20 protein-coding genes and 4 tRNA genes are annotated in these 22,329 nt (G+C 40.1%); 8 read left to right on the top strand and 16 right to left on the bottom strand.

The genetic code is table 11. The features are described 5' to 3' along the window. Positions 1-105 precede the first annotated feature (105 nt). Both FTU62_RS04210 and FTU62_RS04205 read left to right on the top strand, forming a co-directional pair. On the top strand, positions 106-1,566 hold the full coding sequence (locus FTU62_RS04210; RefSeq protein WP_180101919.1) for a S9 family peptidase: 1,461 nt from the start codon (positions 106-108) through the stop codon (positions 1,564-1,566). A 183-nt stretch (positions 1,567-1,749) separates the two neighbouring features. Beyond that, on the top strand, positions 1,750-2,010 hold the full coding sequence (locus FTU62_RS04205; RefSeq protein ID WP_180101918.1) for a hypothetical protein: 261 nt from the start codon (positions 1,750-1,752) through the stop codon (positions 2,008-2,010). 75 nt (positions 2,011-2,085) lie between these two features. Here FTU62_RS04205 and FTU62_RS04200 read toward each other — a convergent pair whose 3' ends face one another. The 8 genes from FTU62_RS04200 to FTU62_RS04165 form a co-directional block, all read right to left on the bottom strand. Beyond that, a complete protein-coding gene (locus FTU62_RS04200) occupies positions 2,086-2,568 on the bottom strand; it encodes a DUF2726 domain-containing protein (RefSeq protein WP_218948578.1) in 483 nt (160 codons plus the stop codon). 22 nt (positions 2,569-2,590) lie between these two features. Beyond that, positions 2,591-2,666: transfer RNA gene (locus FTU62_RS04195), tRNA-Asn, on the bottom strand. Between the two features lie 256 nt (positions 2,667-2,922). Then, positions 2,923-2,998, bottom strand: a tRNA-Asn gene (locus FTU62_RS04190). A gap of 217 nt (positions 2,999-3,215) precedes the next feature. Next, positions 3,216-3,291, bottom strand: a tRNA-Asn gene (locus tag FTU62_RS04185). Between the two features lie 5 nt (positions 3,292-3,296). After that, positions 3,297-3,372 (bottom strand) — tRNA-Asn (locus FTU62_RS04180). Positions 3,373-3,459: 87 nt separating this feature from the next. Then, entirely contained in the window at positions 3,460-3,924 is a 465-nt protein-coding gene (locus FTU62_RS04175) for a hypothetical protein (RefSeq protein ID WP_180101917.1), read from the bottom strand. A gap of 259 nt (positions 3,925-4,183) precedes the next feature. Further along, positions 4,184-4,810: a superoxide dismutase gene (locus tag FTU62_RS04170; RefSeq protein ID WP_078192384.1), complete on the bottom strand. Its 627-nt coding sequence runs from the start codon at positions 4,808-4,810 to the stop codon at positions 4,184-4,186. Positions 4,811-4,966: 156 nt separating this feature from the next. After that, on the bottom strand, positions 4,967-5,725 hold the full coding sequence (locus FTU62_RS04165; protein WP_180084138.1) for a Nif3-like dinuclear metal center hexameric protein: 759 nt from the start codon (positions 5,723-5,725) through the stop codon (positions 4,967-4,969). Positions 5,726-5,894: 169 nt separating this feature from the next. Here FTU62_RS04165 and FTU62_RS04160 point away from each other — a divergent pair, with 169 nt between their 5' ends. Together FTU62_RS04160 and FTU62_RS04155 are read left to right on the top strand one after the other, a co-directional pair. Beyond that, the gene (locus FTU62_RS04160) at positions 5,895-7,073 is read left to right on the top strand and encodes a S1C family serine protease (protein ID WP_078191894.1); all 1,179 of its coding nucleotides are present in this window, start codon (positions 5,895-5,897) and stop codon (positions 7,071-7,073) included. 184 nt (positions 7,074-7,257) lie between these two features. Next, on the top strand, positions 7,258-7,515 hold the full coding sequence (locus FTU62_RS04155; protein ID WP_078190243.1) for a hypothetical protein: 258 nt from the start codon (positions 7,258-7,260) through the stop codon (positions 7,513-7,515). 104 nt (positions 7,516-7,619) lie between these two features. Here FTU62_RS04155 and FTU62_RS04150 read toward each other — a convergent pair whose 3' ends face one another. The 3 genes from FTU62_RS04150 to lipA all read right to left on the bottom strand — a co-directional run bounded on the left by FTU62_RS04150 (position 7,620) and on the right by lipA (position 12,102). Then, a complete protein-coding gene (locus FTU62_RS04150; RefSeq protein WP_180101916.1) occupies positions 7,620-8,006 on the bottom strand; it encodes a carboxymuconolactone decarboxylase family protein in 387 nt (128 codons plus the stop codon). 159 nt (positions 8,007-8,165) lie between these two features. Next, entirely contained in the window at positions 8,166-10,679 is a 2,514-nt protein-coding gene (locus FTU62_RS04145; protein WP_180101915.1) for an acyl-CoA dehydrogenase, read from the bottom strand. A gap of 409 nt (positions 10,680-11,088) precedes the next feature. After that, positions 11,089-12,102: a lipoyl synthase gene (gene lipA / locus FTU62_RS04140; protein WP_180101914.1), complete on the bottom strand. Its 1,014-nt coding sequence runs from the start codon at positions 12,100-12,102 to the stop codon at positions 11,089-11,091. Between the two features lie 206 nt (positions 12,103-12,308). On the opposite strand from lipA, the gene sthA reads away from it, so the two are divergent. Together sthA and FTU62_RS04130 are read left to right on the top strand one after the other, a co-directional pair. Further along, on the top strand, positions 12,309-13,724 hold the full coding sequence (gene sthA / locus FTU62_RS04135; protein ID WP_078190237.1) for a Si-specific NAD(P)(+) transhydrogenase: 1,416 nt from the start codon (positions 12,309-12,311) through the stop codon (positions 13,722-13,724). Between the two features lie 143 nt (positions 13,725-13,867). Further along, positions 13,868-14,980, top strand: a complete 1,113-nt coding sequence (locus FTU62_RS04130) for an AAA family ATPase (protein WP_180101913.1) — start codon at positions 13,868-13,870, stop codon at positions 14,978-14,980. Positions 14,981-15,017: 37 nt separating this feature from the next. On the opposite strand, the gene chrA is transcribed toward FTU62_RS04130, so the two are convergent. Continuing rightward, positions 15,018-16,256, bottom strand: a complete 1,239-nt coding sequence (gene chrA, locus FTU62_RS04125) for a chromate efflux transporter (RefSeq protein WP_180101912.1) — start codon at positions 16,254-16,256, stop codon at positions 15,018-15,020. 335 nt (positions 16,257-16,591) lie between these two features. On the opposite strand from chrA, the gene FTU62_RS04120 reads away from it, so the two are divergent. Next, positions 16,592-17,575 (top strand): alpha/beta hydrolase, encoded by a 984-nt coding sequence (locus FTU62_RS04120; protein ID WP_257223063.1) that lies wholly within the window; start codon positions 16,592-16,594, stop codon positions 17,573-17,575. Between the two features lie 94 nt (positions 17,576-17,669). Here FTU62_RS04120 and FTU62_RS04115 read toward each other — a convergent pair whose 3' ends face one another. Beyond that, positions 17,670-18,521, bottom strand: coding sequence for a pirin family protein (locus tag FTU62_RS04115; RefSeq protein ID WP_180101910.1), 852 nt, complete (start codon positions 18,519-18,521; stop codon positions 17,670-17,672). 102 nt (positions 18,522-18,623) lie between these two features. On the opposite strand from FTU62_RS04115, the gene FTU62_RS04110 reads away from it, so the two are divergent. Further along, positions 18,624-19,535 (top strand): LysR substrate-binding domain-containing protein, encoded by a 912-nt coding sequence (locus FTU62_RS04110; RefSeq protein ID WP_180101909.1) that lies wholly within the window; start codon positions 18,624-18,626, stop codon positions 19,533-19,535. Between the two features lie 106 nt (positions 19,536-19,641). Here the strand turns inward: FTU62_RS04110 and FTU62_RS04105 are convergent, their stop codons facing one another. The 3 genes from FTU62_RS04105 to FTU62_RS04100 form a co-directional block, all read right to left on the bottom strand. Further along, entirely contained in the window at positions 19,642-20,598 is a 957-nt protein-coding gene (locus FTU62_RS04105) for a TauD/TfdA family dioxygenase (RefSeq protein WP_078191885.1), read from the bottom strand. 221 nt (positions 20,599-20,819) lie between these two features. Further along, positions 20,820-20,954, bottom strand: a complete 135-nt coding sequence (locus FTU62_RS17350) for a hypothetical protein (protein WP_257221407.1) — start codon at positions 20,952-20,954, stop codon at positions 20,820-20,822. Then, positions 20,947-22,158, bottom strand: coding sequence for an MFS transporter (locus tag FTU62_RS04100; protein ID WP_180101908.1), 1,212 nt, complete (start codon positions 22,156-22,158; stop codon positions 20,947-20,949). The genes FTU62_RS17350 and FTU62_RS04100 overlap by 8 nt, the downstream gene beginning before the upstream one ends. Positions 22,159-22,329: the final 171 nt, after the last annotated feature.

Raw genomic sequence — 22,329 nt, 5'->3', positions numbered from 1 at the left:
TTTTTAAAATAAACTAAAGCATCCTATTCGGGTGCTTTTTTTTATGCATTAATAAAAAGGCATGTAGTTTCATGTTTAAATAATAATGATTAAAAAGGATATTTTATGAAACGTTCAAAAATAGCATTGGCTTTGACAGTTGCAGTTTCTATGCTGTCTTTAACCGCGTGTAATGACGATGATAATGACTCATCATCTTCGAATCAAAAATCAACATTTGTGTCTGAAGCAAATTATGCTTTCAATACAGTAGACAATACATCGTCCATTAAAGTCATGACCTATAACATGACCAATGTACAGGGGAAAGCAGCGACTGCAACAGCCTTGGTATTATTTCCAAAAGCTACACAACCTAAAGATGGGTATCGCGTTGTGGTGTGGGAGCATGGAACAGTTGGAGCAGGAGATGAGTGTGCGCCAAGTAAAAATGTAATTCATCCACGTTTTAAAATTCTAGCCAACACGCTTATGGCGGCAGGTTATGTAATTGTGGCACCAGATTATGAGGGTTTAGGAACCAAGGGGGTTCATCCATACCTTAATTTATCGAGTGCGGCAAATTCGGCGCTTACTGCAGTTAAAGCGGCAAAAGAACATTATGGTAAGCAACTCAATGGTCAGTGGATGTCGATTGGTCAATCGCAAGGTGGTCATGCATCCTTAGGGACGGCGGAATTTGCGAATACCGATACTAACTATAAAGGTGCAGTAGCAGCCGCACCTGCGTCGAGTTTAGGCACGATTATTAAGATTTACTTAGATCCAAAACTAAATGTAGATGCAAATGGTCAACCTAAAGCCCATGGATTGAATAGATTGGATGAACAGTTGGCACAAGTGCGTTATGCACTTAGTATGGGGCAGCTTTCTGAGGTTCAAGCACAGGCGTTAATTGATCAAATTGCAGATGGCTATGCTGAGCTTTTGGCATATGCTGCATTGACCAGTTCGGGTATTAAAGCCTATGAGCCAAATTATGATTTAAAAAATATCTTTACTGCTGATGCTGGTGTTATTGCAGAAAAAGCCTATGGACGTACAGGAGATGACGGTGCATGTTTAAGTTATGCTGATCCAAATGGCGCAAATGGTTTGCAAGAACAGTTTAAAGCAGCTGTGATTGAATTCTTAAAGGATCCAATGCATAAGGTTTCACAGTACGGAATTGATTTGAATAAAATTGATAATGACCCAGTTGTTCAGAAATTTTTAATTGACAATCAGCCAGCGACAAATGCTACTGCTGCCAAAGTAATTAAAGCGCCTGTGTATATTATTCAAGGTGAAGAAGATAAAGCTGTATTACCTCCTGTGACTCAAGCTTTATTTGAAAATATGAAAACACAAGCGAAGAAGTATTTCCCAGATGCAAATTATGCTGAAGGTTATCAATTAGACGTTGTGCCAAGTGCAAGTCATACACAGGCGATTATCTGTAGAAATGCGCAAGCGGTCGAATTTATTCAAGCTAAAATGTCTGCAGGTACAGGTATTGTCTTAACCAATGAGCAAAAAGATGCAAGTCAAAGTCCACATTGTAAGGGGGTAGCTGCTTCAAGCTAAGTTTTTTTAATAATAAAAAAAGGAGCATGTCTCCTTTTTTTTTGCATATAGGATTATTAATCATTCAATCCTTAAAAATGAGGAGCACAGTTAGTTCGAGCAAAGAATGTTATGAATACTTGAGCGAATTTTGTTTTTTGCTATATTGGGCGTCGAATTATTTATGTATATGAAAGAATAGTTATGTCTGAAGTTAAGCCAAAACCCAATACCAAAAAGATGATCACTCTGATGGCACTTGGGCTATTGATTCCTATATTTTTGGTCAGCATGGCTTTTCTTGCAGTCAATAGTGATGCCAAAAACCAAGAAAAATATAAGCAACAACAAGCTGAAATGATTGAGCGCATTAAAGCAAAAGAAGCACAAGATGAGGCTTTGGCTGCTGAGGCTGACCAAGCAGTATCGGAAGTGCTGGCAGCTCAAGAGTCAAATGCTCAATAAAATTCTGCTTACATTATGGATGTGAAGGCAATGCGCATTCACCCAATGTTTGATTGTACTTTACGTATTTAACAACTATTTATTTACATCATGCCTGAGCGTGTGAACTGTTGGAATGCTGGTGTAGCGGATTACACGGTAGCCAGCTTCTTCAAGCATTGCATCACGTTCAGCATCTTCTTGCTCTTTGCCTATATGACTGGGGTCATCCAGTTCGATAATCACAAGCACATCATAAGTTTGGTCAAGTATGACAAAATCAGTGACTTTTCGATTAAATTTATTTCTGATTTTATAATTTTGATTGGTGATCAGTGCACTAAAAGCCACTTGGGCTAAAATGTGGTAGTTCGGAAATGCTTCATTTAAACGATGAAACATCTTACTTTCAAAGGCAGTGATTACACGACGTGGGAAATACTTTTGTCTGCTTCTAAACAGTCTGGGAAAGACTAAGTAGACAAGGGCAAAAGTTGCCAAGCAACCAATAATAAAAAATATGAACTGACTTAGATCTGGCACGGAATAAACTACATATATGAAAAAAGCCCACGTCATGATGCGTGGGCTTTTTAGAATTTGGCTCTCCAACCTGGGCTCGAACCAGGGACCTGCGGATTAACAGTCCGTCGCTCTACCGACTGAGCTATTGGAGAATCTGCACGCATTCTATGGGGCAAATGCAGTGAGGTCAAGTCAGAATTGCAAAAAATAAGGAAATTTAGGCTGAATGTATTAAATATACACACCTTTAATATAAAGCGTTTTTAAAACTTAAGCTCTGACTATTCTTTCTAATGTGGTCGGAGAGCTAAGTGAATAGCTTAGGTCATAGAGCAAGTTATACTTATCTTAAAACAAAAGTCAGAGCATAAAAAAAGCCCACGACATAATGCGTGGGCTTTTAGAATTTGGCTCTCCAACCTGGGCTCGAACCAGGGACCTGCGGATTAACAGTCCGTCGCTCTACCGACTGAGCTATTGGAGAATCTGAAGTGGATTCTAAAGATGTATGGGAGGGTGGTCAAGCCTGATTTAAATAAAATACTTAAAAATCAAATTAAGTGTTTTAAAAATAGCCGAATCAGACAAGTTGGTACATATACGGATACTTTTTAGGATAGCAAAAACAAAAAAGTAGGTATGCTTTGTTAAATATCAGGCAATAAAAAACCCACTTCGCAATGAGTGGGCTTTTTAGAATCTGGCTCTTCCACCTGGGCTCGAACCAGGGACCTGCGGATTAACAGTCCGTCGCTCTACCGACTGAGCTATGGAAGAATAGATGGCTCTCCAACCTGGGCTCGAACCAGGGACCTGCGGATTAACAGTCCGTCGCTCTACCGACTGAGCTATTGGAGAATCTGATGCGCATTTTAGGGATGAAAGCTAAAGCGGTCAAGCAGATTTGATGAAATGACTATTTGAATGTTTTTTTATTGTTCAAGTCTAGAAATTTTTTCTTAAATAGCGGTTATTTTTGAAGTTTTTTATATCATCTAGGTTGCTGATTTGCTTTATCGTCAAATTTTGTAGATTTAAATTTTTAAGCGTAGTTATACGTTTCTCTTGATCTAAAGGAATTATAATTTGGAATAATAAATATATTTCTAAAATTTGATGGTTTGCGAAGGTATCTAAATGAAATTTAGAAAAAGACATAACAGGTTTAATGGTGTTTTGGAGTAGATTAAAAAGATTTTGATTGTGTTTGAATACAATCCTTAATAAATATTCATTACCGACAGGTAATAGTTTGTAGTGACTTTTTGTGTTGTTAATGGATATGCTTTCTATTTGATCATAGTTAAACTGAATTTTAATTATATAAAGTTGAATTATACAATGACTTTCGAAAAATCTAATTTGTGGCAGTCCATTTTTGATGATAAGTAAAATTAAGACGAATTCCATAATTGATAATCCAGTCAGTATTAGTGCTGAATTAAAGCTATATTTAATAGATTCTTGAACATAAGAGTAACTCAAATACTGGATTATAGTGATAAAGATAAATATCACTAATATTTTGGTATATTTTGCTTTTATGATTAGTAATGGCTCTTAATTCATTCTTTTGTGTAATATTGTTTGTTGTGGCAGTATGATATTTAAAGCATAAAAAATCACCCTAAAAGGGTGATTTTTTTGACTTTTGAATAAGTTTTAAAACTTATTTTTCAACGCCAGCAGCTTGACCTGCATATTTAGCGTTTGCATAGTCCCAGTTCACTAGGCTTTCTAAGAAAGTAGAGATGTATTTAGGACGAGCGTTACGGAAGTCGATGTAGTAAGCATGTTCCCAAACGTCGATAGTCAACACTGCAACTTTACCGTGAGCAAGTGGAGTGTCAGCATTTGAAGTTTTAAGGATAGAAAGGTTACCGTTTACTTCGTCAGCAACTAACCAAGCCCAACCTGAACCGAACTGAGTTGCAGCAGCATTTGCAAATTCTTCAGCGAATTTTTCGTAAGAACCGAAAGCTTCGTCGATTTTAGCTGCTAAAGCGCCAGTAGCTTTACCGCCACCGTTTTTAGCCATACAGTTCCAGTAGAATGTGTGGTTCCATACTTGAGCTGCATTGTTGAAGATACCAGCTTTAGAAGCATCGCCTTTAACAGCAGTGATGATTTCTTCTAAAGTTTTGCCAGCAAGGTCAGTACCTTCAATTGCTTTGTTTAGGTTAACCACATAAGTATTGTGGTGTTTGTCGTGATGGTATTCTAAAGTTTCTTTGCTGATGTGCGGAGCAAGATCTTCGTAACCGTAAGGTAACGCTGGTAAAGTAATCGTTGTCATGTTTTCAATTCCTTGCATTTTGCTGGGTTTTGACATTAAGTGCCGTTATTGTAATAGATTCTTGCAGTAAAATGCGCATTGCTTATAAATAACAATACAGAATAAAGCCTGAAAATATACGTATAAGGACTGAGTCAAAGACCAAGACGATTTAAATTAAATCGGGTTGTTTAATTCGAAATAACTATACTCAATATTGAACTGTTCTGAAATAGCTTTTGCGAGTCGTTGTACACCATATCTTTCAGTTGCATGATGTCCACATGCATAATAATGCACATTTAATTCTTCAGCTTCGTAAAAAGTACGTTCACTCACTTCACCTGAAATGTACGCATCACAATCTAATGCAGCGGCTTTGCCAATAAAGTCTTGTGCGCCACCCGTACACAAACCAATTTTTTGAATCGATGGTTTATCTGCCGGCAGGTGAATGACATCAAATCCTAATTTTTCAGAAACGAAGTCTTTAAACGCCGCTGGAGTCATTGCTTGTTTTAAATAACCAACATTACCAATAGGATTGCGCTCAGTAGGATCTAAGGCTTCAATATTCTCTAATTCGAGCAAATCTGCTATCGCTGCATTATTACCTAAAGTAGGGTGACTATCTAAAGGTAAGTGATAGCCAACTAATGAAATATCTTTTTTGATCAGGGTTTTGATGCGTTTGCCACGCATACCTGTGATTGGGTAAGCTTCACCTTTCCAAAAATAACCATGGTGTACCAATAGCAAATCAGCTTTCGCTGCTATCGCGGCTTCAATCGCTGTTTGTGATGCGGTAACTGTACATAAAATTTTATGCACTTCTGCTGAGCCTTCAATTTGCAAGCCGTTGGGAGCATAGTCCTTAAATTCATGTGCTTTGAGTGTGCTGTCACACCACTGAATAATTTCACTTAACTGAGCCATATACTGTCCAAAATCTCAAAGAGATGCATCAAAATTTACGATTGTTTAAATTGTAACTAAAGAATCACAAATCTCTGTGTTTATTTTTAAGTTTGTTGAAAATATTACATTACAATACGATATAAATTATTTAGCCATCAATGAATTATAAAATTTAGAGGATATAGACGTGCGTCGGACCTTTACATGGTTACCTTGGGTATTATTAATACTTGTGATCATCGGTTTCTTTACATGGCAACAGGTTCAAAAACCTAAAGCACCCATTGCCCCAGATGGGGTTAAAATGCCTGCAGAAAAGGTTGAGCCCCTCATTGATACGTCGCGTACAGGCGGTGTAGTTTCGTATAGTGCTGCGGTAAAAGTTGCTGCTCCAGCGGTTGTCAATATTTTCACTACGCAAAAAGTGAAACAATTGGATCATCCTTTATTAAATGATCCTGTTTACCGTGAGTTTTTTGGTAATCAACTTCCAGATCAAACCAATCAAAACGAAAATAGTTTAGGTTCAGGTGTGATTGTTCGTCCAGATGGCTATATTTTGACGAATAACCACGTGATCGCACAGGCCGATCAGATCGTTGTGGCTTTACATGATGGTCGTCGTGCTGAAGCGAAAGTTGTGGGTACAGACCCAGATACAGACTTAGCAGTGATTAAGATTGAAATGAGTCAATTACCAGTTTTGCCATTTAAGCTAAGTGGCAATGAAGTCGGTGATGTCGTCCTAGCGATTGGTAACCCTTTTGGCGTGGGTCAGACGGTTACGCAAGGGATTATCTCAGCTACAGGTCGTTCAGATTTGGGAATCAACACTTACGAAGACTTTATTCAAACAGATGCTGCGATCAACCCCGGCAACTCTGGTGGTGCTTTAATTGATGTTGCAGGGAACTTAATTGGTGTAAATACCGCGATCTTCTCGCAGTCAGGTGGCTCTTTGGGGATTGGTTTTGCCATTCCTGCAAAAGTGTGCCAACAAGTGCTGAACGCTATTTTAAAAGATGGGCGAGTGGTACGTGGTTGGTTAGGTATTAGTTTACTTCCAATTAAACAAGAAAATATTTTAGATCCACGGGTGAATGGTGTGATTGTGGCAGATGTTATTCGTAATGGACCTGCAGCACAAGCAGGTTTAAAACGTGGTGATAAAATCATGAAAGTGAATAATGAGCTAATTACCTCGACCTCACATTTAATCAATTACGTTGCACAGCAAGCGCCATTGAGCACTATGCAAATTGATATTGAGCGAGATGGTAAGGCGATGACATTGCCGGTACAAGTAGGAGAGCGTAAACCGCAAACTCAAAACAGTGACTCGCAATATATTCCATTACCACGTTAGTATAGAAAATCCCTCTTCATGAGGGATTTTTTTTGAATTCTTTTTTGCATAACGCTTTGACGTGCATCGTTTGGGCCAAACAATGTGCTTTAAAATTGAAATATTAATTACAAAAAAGCATTGCACGCTTTGCTGAATTTGGCTTAATTTATAAGCAATAATAATCAGATAAGCGTATAAGAATATGAGCTTTTTACCCGCAGAACATGCCAAAGTTTTATCCAGTCAAGCCAATTTAGATATCGCCTTATATAAGGCACGTTTGGCTTTGCTGATTGAAGAAAATGCCAAACAGGGGAATACCGCCGTATTTACGGTTTTACCCAAGCACTTAGCTTTAGAAGAGATTCGAAGTTTATCTGCTGAGCTTACAGAATTGGGATATCAAGTTCGATTTGAAGTGAATGAATTCTTCTATAATTTTAATGTGTATTGGATTTGATTCGGGATTCACTATATTTAAGGTCGTAAGTTAAAAACAAGATGAAACCCTTTAGAAAACCACGATAATCGCAGTTTTCTAAAGCTGTTTTATAACGTAGCGACTTATTCAGATTTTTGATAGTCATTAATGACTTCAAGTGCTGCACGAAAGGCTTCTTGAGTCGCCGGTGCGCCACAATATGGCAAACTATGAAGTAACACTTCCTGAATTTCTTCTACAGTCGCCCCATTATTTAAAGCACCTCGGACATGACCCTTGAGTTCTGTTGGACTTTTTTGTGCAGTTAAAAATGCAATGGTAATCAGTGAGCGATATTTACGGGGTAAAACGCCTTCACGCTGCCAAGTTGAACCCCATGCATGCTCATTAATCCAATCTTGCAAAGGTTGAGTAAATGGCACGATATTGTCTTGAGCACGTTTAACGAAACTTTCACCCATAACTTCAGTACGAACTTTTAAGCCATTTTCATAATCTTGTTGTGACATGCAGCAAACCCTCTGTGATGTAATTTTGCAGTACAGCCTATACCTTTGACTCTGCGATACCATTGGCTGATGGTCGTATAAAAAAGCCATCCCATTGTTTAACAGTGGAATGGCTTTTATTTTGAGAAAAATAAAGCTTAAAAGCGATGCAGAAGTTGATTAATAACGCAGGAAGGCTTCTGGTTCATCATCGGTGTGTTGTTGCTTTTTCACTTCTGGTGCAATGGTTAAATGTGGATTGGATAGCTCAAGTTCGTGGATGAGCTGCATGTCAAATACATCTGTGAGCATACTGTCATAGCGTTGAATGTTGTAAGTGTTGAGCTGTTCAGCTTCAGAGGCTGTAATGAATTTTTGTGCAATCGCATCGGCTATATGTGCTTCAAAAGTTAAACCTTTGAATTGGCCTTTAGATTCAGCTTTTTTAAATTGGTTCCACAGCGGTTCAATTTTCAACAATTGTAAAAAGGCATTTTCCATACGACCAGAAACTTCATCTGCTGCTGTGCTGTAATACACGTGCTTTTTCAGTTCTTGGCGGAAAGTATTGTCTAGCATCATTTGAGTGGCAACTTCACGTTTTAAACGGTCTGTAGGTTTGGCAACAACTCGTCCAAACGGAAAGCAGATGATTTTTACTACGCTTGCTGCTAGTCGCATTGGGAAGTTATCAAATAAGCCCTGGAAAGCTTCTTCAACATTGTACAAAGCTTTATCTAATGCAAGTTGCGCATGTAATTGTTCAGCTTCGCTTCTTTGACCTTGTTCATAATATTTAAGAATAGCCGTTGCTATAAATAAATAAGAGTGAATGTCTGCAAGTCGGCCAGAGAGCATTTCTTTACGTTTAATATCGCCGGCTAAAAGACCAAGACACATATCTGCAGTCAGCGCGAAATCGGCACTGAATCGATTAATTTTTTTATAGTAGGGGCGACTAAATTCATCCGCTGAAGCAGGTGAGTCTGATGGGCCACCAGTGAACGCATAAGCAAAGGCACGTGCAGTTCGGTTAAAAGTATAGCCTAAGTGCTTAAAGAGCATTTCGTTGAATGTATTGAGTGCAGTGTTCTTATCTTTGGCTTGAAGTAATTGTAGCTCTTCAAATAAATATGGATGACAACGCATTGAGCCCTGTCCAAAAATCATTAGAGAGCGACTTAGAATATTGGCGCCTTCGACGGTAATTGACACAGGAATGGCCTGATAATTCAAAGCTAAAAAATTACGAGGTCCCATTTGCACGGCACGTCCACCGACGATGTCCATGCCATGATTCACCACTTTCCGCATGGTTTCAGTGGCATAGTATTTGGCCATTGCAGTCATTACAGCAGGTTTGCCGCCTTGGTTTAAACCACAAGTCACCAAATAGCGAAATGCTTCAAGCATATAAGCGTCTGATGCGATATCACTCGATGCTTCTTGTACACCTTCAAAATTACCTACAGAAATTTTAAATTGCTGACGAGCTTTGGCAAATGCCCCGACGTTTAAATATGCCATTTCTCCGGCTGCCGTTGACAAAGCTGGGAGTGAAATGCCACGACCAACCGCTAAACATTCCATCAGCATACGCCAGCCTTTGCCAGCATTTTCAATCCCTCCAATGATCCAGTCTAAGGGAATAAAGACATCTTTGCCTTCAACTGTACCATTCATAAACGGAGAGCCTGGATTATGACGTGGACCTGTAACGACACCGTCATGACTCGCCGGTAGCAGCGCGCAGGTGATGCCATATTCCGTTTTATTTTTATCTCCCAATAAGCCATCTGGATCGTATAACTTAAATGCCAGACCAATGACAGTGGCAATCGGTGCAAGGGTAATCCAGCGTTTAGAGAAATTCATGTTTAAGCCGAGCACTTGTTGTCCCTCAAAGGTGCCATAACAGACGACACCTGTATCTGGAATAGCGCCTGCATCCGAACCGGCTTCAGGGCTTGTGAGTCCAAAACATGGAATTTCTTCACCTTTTGCAAGGCCAGGGAGGTATCTGTCTTTTTGTGCTTCGGTACCATAGTGTAGAAGTAATTCCCCGGGTCCAAGAGAGTTGGGCACCATACAACTGACTGCGGCAGTCAGTGATCGGGATGCAATTTTGCTCATGACACGGCTTTGTGCAAATGAACTAAATTCACGGCCCCCGTAAGATTTTGGAATCACCAGTCCTAAGAAACCATTATCCTTAATGAATTGCCATGCTTCTGGTGGAAGGTCTTTATGTTTATGGTGAATATCCCACTCGTTGAGCATGGCACAAAGTTGTTCAACTTCATTATCAATGAAGGATTGTTCTTCATCACTGAGCTGAGGATAGGGATAAGCCTCAAATTTTTTCCAATCAGGCGCGCCCATAAATAGCTCTTTTTCCCACCAACTTGTTCCTGCATCTAACGCTTCACGTTCCGTAATACTCATACTCGGCATCGCATTTGCTAAGGTTTTATAGGCAGGTTTGGTGAGCAGATTGAGCCGCAGTGGGTCAATCAACACAATTAAACTTAAAGCAATAAGAGGGATGCCAAGTAATAATGACCATGGGCTTAAAAAGGCGAGTGCAATTGAAACAAATATCAGTGTTATTGCGCCTACAGCTCGTGAAAGTTCAAAGAAAAAAACGGCCCAAAGAGCAAAAATAAAGAGTACTGCACTGAGTATAAATAGCATTTGTTATGGCTCCAGTGACAAGGGCCAGAGCGTTATGCGTTTAAAACAGCCTACATGCGTTTAAAAATGATCTCATCTTTTGTCTTTCTGATTTTAAAGTGCATGAGACTGTCAAAATGGCATCACTCGGCTGGTGAGTGTGATTGGAAAATTGCGCGAATATCATGAAAGCGCAAATAAAGTGTTATCAATAGATTGATTAATAAATAATCACAATACAATCCCTATCGGGCAAAAAAATGTCACATTACGTAAACTTGGATGATTCGATATATTGGATAACGTTTAAGGAACGCACTATTTTCAAAAGATCATATAGTGGTAAATGAATTGGGCTGAGTGTGAAAGCCACAAAAAAGCCCTCAATCAATGAGGGCTTTAATTTGCGATGTTTTAAATCTTTGCGTGATTAGGCTTCAATCGTTTGCACTGCAATTTTCTTTGCAGGATCAGTTTTACGACGTACCGTAGGTACTGGCTCACCATAGTATTGACGGTCAGCAAAGTAGCTTGAACGAACCATTGGTGCAGCCCAAATGTTTTTGAAACCAAGCTTTTGACCATGTGCCGTGTAACGCTCAAATTCTTCTGGGCTTACAAAACGGTCAATAGGTGCATGTTCTTTAGAGGGCTGTAAGTACTGACCAATGGTGACATAGTCAACATCGTGTGCTTTTAAGTCGTCTAATAATGCGATCACTTCTTCTTCAGTTTCACCAATACCGACCATCAAACCACATTTGGTTGGAACATCTGGGCAGTATTCTTTAAACATTTTTAATAAGTTTAGAGAGTGTTGGTAGTCAGAACCCGGACGCATTGCTTTATACAAACGTGGCACGGTTTCAATGTTGTGGTTAAAGACATCAGGTGGACACTCCGTCATAATACGAAGGGCAACATCCATACGACCACGGAAGTCAGGAACTAGAATTTCCAAAAGTGTTTTTGGACTCAAGTCACGAGCTTCTTTAATACAGTCAACAAAGTGCTGTGCGCCGCCATCAACTAGGTCATCACGGTCGACCGACGTAATTACGGCATATTTCAAACCAAGATTGGCAATGGTTTCTGCCATGTGACGTGGTTCATCTGGGTCAAGAGCATTAGGACGACCATGCGCAACGTCGCAGAATGGGCAACGACGAGTACAGATATCGCCCATAATCATAAAGGTTGCAGTACCGCCACCGAAACATTCAGGTAAGTTCGGGCAAGCCGCTTCTTCACACACGGTATGTAATTTTTGTGCGCGCAAAGTTGTTTTAATACGTTGAACTTCATCAGGGGCAGCCATTTTGACCCGAATCCAGTCAGGCTTACGAGGCGTTTCAACCGTTGGCACAACCTTCACAGGTATGCGAGCGACTTTTTCTGCGCCACGAAGTTTTACACCCTGTACAGGTTTACGGTTCTCAGACATATTCAACTTTTCCACTGTTTTTGACGAGGAGATATTCAAAAAATTAGCTCGATCATTATAGCGGACTTGAGCTTAAATAGGGGGAAAACGATATTCATATAATAAATGTGGTTATCACATAATATATGTGAGCTAAATATCCAAAAAAGTTAGGATATACGTCATAATACAGCCTAGATTAAAGAATATTTGTAAAGGAGCGTTGAATGCCACGTAAGAAAGAGGTCGTTAGTGGAACTTTCGTGAAATACGATGCGGTAGTTCTGGGTTCTGGCCCTGCGGGTGAAGGCGCTGCAATGAAACTTGCTAAATCAGGTAAGCGAGTTGCAATTGTAGATATGCGTGAACAGCTTGGTGGTAACTGTACCCATGTAGGAACAATTCCAAGTAAAGCATTGCGTCAGACCGTTTCAAGCATTTTACGTTACCAACGTGACCCTATGTTCCAAAAAGTCGGTGAATGGAAACAGTTCACGATGAAACAGGTGTTACGTAATGCGCATAAAGTGATTCAACAACAAGTTGAAACTCATTCACGTTTTTATGACCGTAATAAAATTGATATTTTCCACGGCCGTGCGTATATCCAAGATCAAAACACTGTTTTGATTTTTAGCAATGAAGGTATGACGGAAACTTTAGTGTTCCAGCAATTAGTGATTGCTACAGGTTCACGTCCTTACCGTCCAGCCGCTTTAGACTTTAATCATCCTCGCGTATTTGATTCAGACAAAATTTTGGATCTGGATTATTCAATCCAAAAAATCATCATTTATGGTGCAGGTGTGATTGGTTGTGAATATGCCTCTATCTTTATTGGTCTAGACCACAAAGTTGATTTGATCAATACACAGCACAAATTACTCAGTTATTTAGACGATGAAATCTCAGATGCATTGTCATATCGTTTACGTGAGCAGGGTGTACTGATTCGCCACAACGAACAGATTGATCATCTTGAAACACATGATGATCATGTGGTTCTTCACTTGCAAAGTGGTAAGAAAATTAAAGCGGATGCGATTTTGTGGTGTAACGGCCGTTCTGGTAATACAGATGGTTTAGGCCTAGAAAATGTAGGTATTAAACCAAACAGCCGTGGTCAATTAACCGTGAATGATCAATATCAAACTGAAGTAGAGAATATCTTTGCTGCGGGTGATGTAATCGGTTGGCCTTCACTTGCATCTGCTGCATATGACCAAGGTCGCTGTGCTGGTTCTAACATGAGCGGTGAAGAAGGAATTGCACCTGTAACGGATATTCCTACAGGTATTTATACGATTCCTGAAATTTCATCGATTGGTAAAACTGAACAACAGTTAACAGAAGAAAAAATTCCGTATGAAGTGGGTCAGGCATCTTTCCGTCATTTGGCACGTGCGCAAATTACGGGCGACACCGTGGGTGAGCTTAAAATCTTGTTCCATCGTGATACTTTAGAAATTTTAGGTGTTCATTGCTTCGGTAATAATGCTGCGGAAATTATTCACATTGGTCAGGCCGTGATGAACAGCCCGAACAATACGATTAAATATTTTGTAGAAACCACATTTAACTATCCGACTATGGCGGAAGCGTACCGTGTTGCAACATTGAATGGTATGAACCGTTTATTCTAAGGTTAAATTGAACTTAGAATGTACAATGAAAGACCCGTAAGTTTCGGCTTACGGGTTTTTTTATGGTTAGGATAAAGTGCATGCAAAATATACATTCAATCCACTTATAATCATCAGCATTTCCAACTCATTTTAGGTGGCCCATGATGATCCTTTCAGTGACTATTCAAGGTTTTCGATCTATTCATCATATGAATCTGACCTTGTCGCGTCTAAATATCGTCAGTGGTCCGAATGGTTGTGGTAAATCCAATCTATATAAAGCAGTACGTCTCTTGCATGAAGCTGCAAATGGTCAATTATCCCAAGCAATTGCAAATGAAGGCGGGATTCAAAAAATCATGTGGGCAGGTGGCCACCGTGCGGGTGATCGATCAAAAGACCCTAAGCGCATGAAGCTTGCTGTGGAAATGGAGCATTATGAATATCAACTTGAAATTGGTTTTCCTGAACCGCTCATCACCTTGTTTGCACTCGATCCTTTGGTCAAAGTTGAAGGGATTTGGTTAAGCGGCTATCAACGTCGAAAAATGAGTGAGTTGTTGGAAAGAACCAACCAAGCGGCATTTCTTAAAAATGTTGATGAAGAACGGATTGCTTATCCGATGTCTTTAACACCTGAAGAGTCGGTGTTTGGACAATTGTCCGATCCACATTTATACCCCGAAGTTTCACAAGTGCGTGAGACCATGAAAAACTGGCGCTTTTATCATGAGTTTTCAGTCAGTGGAAATTCACCGATCCGTGTCCCACAGGTGGGCATTCGTTCGCCGGTTTTAGCGCATGATGGTACAAATTTAGCCGCAGCTTTTGAAACCTTGCGTGAGCGAGGTAACAGTGAAACCTTGTTTGAAGTACTAGAAAAAGCCTTTCCGCAGACCCAATTTTATGTGCAGGAAATGGGTGGGCGCTTTCAAATGATGATGCAAAAGCAAGGGATCTTAAGACCTTTAGAAAGTGCAGAATTTTCAGATGGGACGTTACGGTTTTTATGTTTAGCCGTGGCTTTGTTGAGTCCAAGACCCCCAAATTTTATGGCACTGAATGAGCCAGAAAACAGCTTGCATCCCGATTTATTACCTGCCTTGGCGATGTTAATTGCTGAAGCAAGTCACTATACGCAGCTTTGGTTGACCACACATTCCAATGAACTAGTTGAAATGATCAAACAGTATAGTGATGTGCAGCATTATCAACTGGATCAGGTTGAGGGGAAGACCGTGGTCAAGGGCGCAAGTTTAATCGGTGAGGATTAATTTACTCCTTTAGTTCTAGTTTTTTTTTTGCTTAAGTTTAAAAAGGTAGAAAGGTTAAAAAAGCATAATAGCCGATAAAACTGCTTATTAAGCTAAACCAGACTGGCAGCTTGCTGTGAAGTAAAGCAATAACGACGGCAACAAATATAAAGTCCGTCCATTGAATGATGTATTTCTGGCTCATTTGAAATAGTAGACACAGTAATAGACCGACGACAGCAGCATTGATTATTTTTAAGGTGCCAAAAAGCATCGGGTATTTCATCAACTTATTCCAAAACGGTAATAAGCCAAACAATAATAAAAATGATGGTAAAAATATCGCCACAGTCGCGAGTACAGCATTTAAGAGTAGCACATCAGTCATGGGTAAAAGTGTGCCGAGATAGGCGGCGAAACTAAACAAAGGCCCCGGCATGAGTTGTGCAAGGGCATAGCCTAAGTCAAAATTTTCATTACTGATCAGTCCTGTCGAGACAAAGTCCTGATGTAAAAATGGCAAAATAATATGTCCACCACCAAAGACGAGGGACGCTGTGCGGTAGAAGCTTTCTAAGCTAAATGCCAATATATTGCTATGTTGTATATCGAAGAATGGCAGAACGAAAAAGGGGCAGATAAAAGCCAGAAGCCAAAGCCAAGAGGTGCGAGTATTTTCATGTGCATTCGGGCTAAAATTGTCATGTTTGGGTGGAACTGTTTCGGCGATATTTGGCTTTTGGCTGCGTAATTGATTTGACGATAAAACTAAACCGATAATTGCAGCGCATAAAATCACCAAAACTTGATTTAGAGAAAATTGAAAGAAATAAATAAAAAATGCAGCTAAAAGCATGACTAGATACTGAAATTTTGTTTTACAGAAGCTTCGCATCATTTGCCAAAATGCCCATGCAACAACGGCTAGTACAATTAACTGAATAACATGAAAGAATAAAGTTGAGAGTTGATTACTGAGTTTTATACTTAAAGTGGCCGCGGCACACATCAGCAGGGCTGAAGGTAAAGTAAATCCTAACCATGCAAAACAAGCACCTTGGTAGCGGTTGAGTTGAAATCCAATTGCCATGCCGAGCTGGCTACTTGTTGGGCCTGGAAGGACTTGAGCCAAGGCAAGCAAATGCGCATATTCATGCTCTGTTATCCATTTTTCTTGTTTCACAAAATATTGAAAAAACAACACCAAATGTGCCGCAGGTCCACCAAATGCAATACACCCTAATCTTAAAAAGGTGAGAAAGATGACAAGGTTTCGTTGTGGTTTGGACTGGCTCATGCGTTACCAATATTTAAAATCAAAAGTAAGGTTATGAATTTCTAAAGGATAAAAGCTTGAATGTTAAAAGATCTTAAAGGCTGATTATTGCAGGAGTATGTAAATCCTGCTTCAAAAATATTTTGAAGTGCTTAGCAGGGAAAAAGATAATTGGACGAAGTGACATAGTGCTGTCCCACATGCACATGGCGTCGGTTTCCGCCGCTGATTAGCATCAGTACATACACATAAAAAATTGTCTAAAAATGACTTCTCCAAAATCAGACACCTTATCAGAAATTTTGAGCACTTTATTGAAGTGGTTGATGAGTGGCATTGCATCGTTACTTTCAATCATGGCATTTGCAGATGATCAGCTACTTGCTTCACAAGCATTAGCAAGTTATACAGATCAAAACAGTTGGCAGGGCATTCAGCACTATCTACCCAAAGAATACCATTTAACAGAAACGCAGCGACCCAAAGAAGAGTGGTGGAGTTGGCAGGGTCATACTGTTCACTTAGATACTTATCGAAATCCACATGCAAAAGTGAAGGTGATTCTGTTTCATGGTGTAGGAACAAATGGTCGACAAATGTCGATGATTTTGGGTCATCCTTTGGCACAGCGTGGCTATGAAACGATCGCTATAGATATGCCCGGTTATGGCCTCACCCAAGTCAAAAAGGGCTCAAAAATTCGTTATGATGATTGGGTTCAAGCAGGCAATGACCTCATTGAAGCCGAGCTACAAAAAGATCATCGTCCTATCGTTTTGTATGGGCTTAGTGCAGGTGGTATGTTGACCTATCACGTGGCGGCAAAAAATAAAAAGGTGAAAGGTATCGTCGGTATGACCTTTCTAGACACTTCAAATAAAACCGTGCGTGATCAAGTCTCTTTAAATAAATTTATGAGCCGTGTGGGCAGTCCAGTGGCTCATGTGACGGCACATACACCATTTTCAGCATTACCAATGCCGATGCGTTGGGTAAGTAAAATGCATCGTTTGGTGAATAATGACGCAGCATTGCAGTTCTTTTTAAAAGATAAAACATCCGCAGGGAATAGTGTATCGGTTAAATTTCTAGATTCGTATTTATATTATAAAAATGACACGCCACCGGAGCAGTTTGATGTCTGCCCAATTTTACTAACGCAGCCTGAACAAGACCGCTGGACGCCTTTGGCTTTAAGTCAGCCATTTTTAGCACGGATTCACCAAGTTCCAGTCGATGTCGTGCTGTTGAAAAATGCAGGACATTATCCTTTGGAACAGCCGGGACTTGAGCAAATGGTCAATGCAATAGATGCGTTTTATCAAAAAGTCACGCAATAATCTGTTGAAAGCGTGATGCGTAATTCATACCAACATAGATATAAAAAAACCGCCAGAAGGCGGTTTTTTTATTGGGACTTTATCGTGGAAATATTTAAGCAAAATGACCATGTTGAAATTCATAAAATGCCTGACGTATTTCATCTTCAGTATTCATGACGAATGGTCCATGTGCCGCAATCGGTTCATTTAAAGCTTCGCCACTTAAAATAAGCAGTTTTGTTGCTTCAAAAGATTTAAGTTTCAAGGACGATACTTGGTCACTCACATATAAAGTCTGTTTCGCATCAAAGCGTTGACCTTCAATTTCGATCGCCCCACTTAATACAAAAATCATGTTATTCCACTGTGGGTTGAATGAAAATTCCTGTTCAGCATTTGCATTCAAGCGCACATCCAATACATTCATCGGGCTAAAGGTTTCAGCGGCGCCCAATGTATCTTCGAATTGGCCAGCAATGACGCGTACCACGCCAGCATTTTGTGCAAGCTTTACTTCAGCAATATTGGCTGTTGTCAGTTCTTGATAGCGAGGTTCAGTCATTTTCGCATGACGAGGTAAATTGACCCAAAGTTGTACCATGTCTAAATTTCCGCCAGTTTTGGCAAAATCTTTAGAATGGTGTTCTTCATGCATAATGCCTCGACCCGCAGTCATCCATTGCACTTCGTCTTTGGCAATGCTGCCGTGATTTCCTTTAGAATCAAAATGCTCCAATTCTCCTTCATAAACAATGGTCACTGTTTCAAAGCCACGATGTGGATGTGACCCAACACCACGTTGATGGTGACTTGGAGAGAAATGATATTGGCCGGTATAGCCCATAACGAGGAATGGACTGGTTTGATTGCCCATTTCTTGCATAGGGAGCATAGAGTTTGTTGGGAAGCCATCGCCCACCCAAGTACTACGATCACTATGATAAACACGTTTGATTGAATTCATAATTCAGCCCTCAATTTATTGCTTCTGAGATCTATTATTGAGGTATAGTGAGGGAATGACAGGGCGAAAAACTCAACAGATTATTCTAAAAATGAAACAATGATGCAAAATTTAAATGACTATTACTATTTCGTGCAAGTGGTGAAATACCAAGGTTATACCAAAGCCAGTGAAGCATTGGGTATTACAAAATCTAAGCTATCACGCCGTATCACAGAATTAGAGACCCGTTTGGGTGTACGTCTGATTCAGCGTAATACGCGAAAATTTACAGTAACTGAAATAGGACAACAGTTCTATTTGCATTGCTTAAAAATTTTAGAGGAAGTCAGCGAAACGGAAAACTTTGTGCTTAGTACGTTGAATGACCAACTCTGTGGCCAAATTAAAATCTCTTGTCCTGTGGCTTTAGTGGAAATGCCTGTTGCAAAAATGGTCACCGATTTTATGCAGCAATATCCAGACATCAGTGTGCACCTGATGGCGACCAATCATCGGGTTGATGTCATTGAGGAAGGCGTAGATTTAGCCATTCGTGTGCGCAATATGCCTTTAATGGATAGTGATTTGATCGTTCGAGATTTAGATGCTTGGGATCATGTTTTGGTGGCATCGCCACAACTTTTCTTCGAGCGTGAAATACCACAGCAATTGGCTGAGATTCAAAATTTTCCGTGTATTGGTTTTGATCGGCCTAAACATTTTTGGGATTTCCGACATCGTGAAAAAAGTGAAACCCAACAAATTGAATTTCATCCACGCTTAAGAACTGACAGTTTTAGTGCCATGATTTCTGCTGCTCTTTCTGGCGTGGGAATCGCTTCTTTGCCCAAAGTGTTTGTACGTGATGCTTTAAAAAGTGGTGAGTTAATTGAACTGTTTCCTGAATGGCAATTGCCGCAAGGGGTCATCCATGTTGCATACGCGACACGACAAGGCATGCTGCCGGGTGTGCGTGCGATGTTAGATCATTTAATTTCAGGTTTTAAGGCATTAGATATAGATCATCCGTAATTTGAGCAGTGTTCTTATTGTTTTAAAATTTTAATTATTTGGAGTTATTGCTCAAACACGGATTTTACAGGGTTATTTATTTTTATTGTTGGCATGAAGTTCAACATTAGTATGGTCGTCCTCCTGCTAGACTAATTCGCTTTAATAAGCGGCGTTGGTCTGAAGGGAAAGGGCGGCGTGAGTGTAAAGTGGCTTGGTTATCCCAAAATACAATGTCACCTTCTTCCCATTGATGTTCATATCGAAACTCAGGTTTCAATAAATGTTCACGTAAAGATGCAATCAATTCACTGCCTGACTGATCATCATAATGAACCAATTCCACTTCAGACCGTTCATTTAACCACAGCCCTTTACGGCCACTTTCTGGATGGGTACGTACAAGCGGATGTGGATAGGCATGTCCAACAATCGGTTGGTCTTTGAAACGGTAAAGCGGTGTAGCGCCATATCCCGTTGTGCCTTTATTATTTTTGGCACGGACAAATGGGTTATAGGTAATGAGTTGAAGTTGGTCTAAGTGTTTTTGTGTCGCTTCATCTAAAGCTTCATAGGCTTTAATGGTGTTATACCATGAGGTTTGTCCACCGTCTTGCGGTAGTTCAATGGCATAGAGTAATGAACCAAAAGATGGCAGCGGAGTCCACTGATGGTCTGCATGCGCAGCCAATTCACCATGTCCAGTGTAGTCACCTTTGCCGACTGCATTTGAAACAGGTACGACGTCTGGTGGTGTACCGGTATCATCTTGTGACGCTAACACTGGAATATCTGCACCGGGACGGAAGATTGAACCGAAGTAGCTTGCAAACGCGAGATACTGTAAATCATCTAGACTTTGATGTTTAAAAATTAAAATCAAGTGTTCTGCCAGCGCTTGTTTTAAACGGTAGATGGTTTCCCCAGACTGTGCTTTACGCGCATCTAAACCATAAACCACAGCCCCCAAAGCTTGGTCATGTTGCACTTCAATACGAATTTCATTGCCATCTTGAAAATGTTCTGCTTGATGCCAACGCGGAGCATCATGGATAGCTTGTGAAAGTTGAGTTAATGCGGTCATTTCATAAGTTCTCAAATTGTTCTTTATTGAGACTTAATCTATGGAAGAAAGTGCAGGTTGGAAAATTAAAAAATAAGCTAAGTTTATGAAAAAACTTATTATTAATACTAATATGCTGAAAATGCAGCTTTTATTTAATGGTGTAGAAAATAGCTAAAAAACTGCTGTTGTAGTGTTGATAAAACAGCAGTTTGGATCGGAATTAAGATTTCAATACGTCTTTAATGCGCACAAAACGCTTGGTTAAAGTATTCAAATAATTCAGGTGTTTGGCTCCATAAGCCGATGGATAAGGCTAACAAGGCCAGAATACTGATAGCAATACTGAGTCTGAACCATAATGTTGAATTAGTCATGAATGACACTTTCCTCATTAACCATGAAATGAACCAATACCCCAAAAATACTCAGGACAATCGAAAAAATCCAAATGGCATTATAGTTACCGGTCATATCGTGGTTCACACCACCCAACCAGCCACCAAAAAATGAACCGACTTGGTGAGTAAAGAACACGATACCACTGAGCATACTGAGATATTTAACGCCAAACATATTGGCCACAATACCGTTGGTGAGTGGTACGGTAGAAAGCCATAATAGACCCATAATGACGCCAAAAGCATAAATTGTCCATGTGCTTAAAGGCAGCAAAAGAAAGGCAATAATGGCAATGCCACGTAAACCATAAAGTCCCATTAACAGCTTTGGTTTGGAATATTTGCCACCGAGCCAACCAGCTGTGTAGGTGCCGACAATATTAAACAGTCCAACAAGCGCGAGGAAAATAGTGCCCGTAGTGGTATTAAAGCCATGATCAATTAAATAACCCGGCAGATGGATACCAATAAACACCACTTGGAAGCCACAGACAAAGAAACCAAGTGCTAAAAACCAAAAGGGTTTATGCTCCCAAGCCAATTGCAAAATTTGTTTAAATGTTAGAGAGGCTTCATGCGTATTGGTTGCATTTGGTGCAACATACATTGGTGCTTTTAACATCCAAGCTAAAGGAATAATAAGCGCAATTAAAATGGCGCTGACCACCAAAGCCGAAGACCAACCAAATTTTTGCAGTAGCAGTAATGTAGAGGGCAGCATAATGAACTGACCAAAAGAACCTGCGGCACTGGCAATACCCATGGCTAAACTACGTTTGTCTGGATGCGCTGCACGTCCAACTGCCGAAAGCAAAACAGGAAAGGAAGTGGCCGAGAGAGCCAAACCTAGAATTAAACCTGCGCTTAAATTAAGAAGTAAACCGGTAGAGCTGATGGCCATGAGTAATAGCCCGAGGGCATATAATGCACCACCGACGGCGACCACGATCTTACTGCCATATTTATCTGCAAAAGCCCCAGTAATCGGCTGCACAGCACCCCAAATTAAGTTTTGCATGGCAATGGCAAGGCTAAATACGTTATGTCCCCAACCGAATTCATCACTCATCGGCACGAGATAGAGGCCAAAAGCATGACGAACCCCTAAAGACAATGCCAAAATAATAGCACTGCCAATGAGCATGTAAATCAGGGGCTTTGAGAAACGAGTATCAGACATACAGCAGGCTACATTCTTTAAATTTAACCCAATGGTATGCGAATAAACGCAGAGTTGCGATTAAATTTAATTCACCAAACAATAAATTTTTTTTATAGGTAACTATGGATGAATAAAGGAAATTGCCTCAGCATAAATTCAAAAGTGTTTAAAAGAGGTTGAAGAGATAAT

It is taken from the genome of Acinetobacter sp. YH12126, from assembly GCF_013418745.1.
Classification (GTDB): domain Bacteria; phylum Pseudomonadota; class Gammaproteobacteria; order Pseudomonadales; family Moraxellaceae; genus Acinetobacter; species Acinetobacter amyesii.
This window is presented reverse-complemented; position numbering and strand designations above follow the sequence as displayed.